Source organism: Salinimicrobium oceani (assembly GCF_012037645.1).
Window position 1 is genome coordinate 1 of sequence record NZ_JAAVJR010000605.1, and the last position, 458, is coordinate 458.

The following is a 458-nucleotide window of genomic DNA, read 5'->3' on the forward strand; positions in this document are numbered from 1 at the left end:
AAAATAATTTAATGAAGTCTCTCTTAAATTATATATTACCCTTAATTTTGCTGAAAACCCTCCTTATGAGAAAAGTCCTGAGCCTGATATTTGCTTCCACTATATTATTTTCGTGTGACGACGGGGAGATCATTGTGACCGATTTTAATTTTGAGGATCCGAAGCTGCAGCGATGTGGAGATGACGATACTCACGTGCTGTTCAAGATCAACAACACCGGTGTGAATGAAGCGATAGCTTTTAGATTTAACAGAGCCACTCCCGAAACAGGATTTTTTGCTACGGAAGAAGGACAGATCACCATTCCCATCAATGAAACAAACCAGCTAATTTATCGCGTTTTTGACGGGGAAGTGAGCAGTTCCTATTTCTGTAATGAAATCCCGCCCGTATCTCCACGAGTGACCGAAGAATATCGCAGCACTACCGGCGGAGAAGTAGTGATCACGACCTCCCTG

1 pseudogene is annotated in these 458 nt (G+C 42.6%); it reads left to right on the top strand.

Annotated features, from left to right (window positions below):
* Nucleotides 1-65 precede the first annotated feature (65 nt).
* Nucleotides 66-458: pseudogene (locus HC175_RS18485) on the top strand (hypothetical protein); the annotation flags it as partial.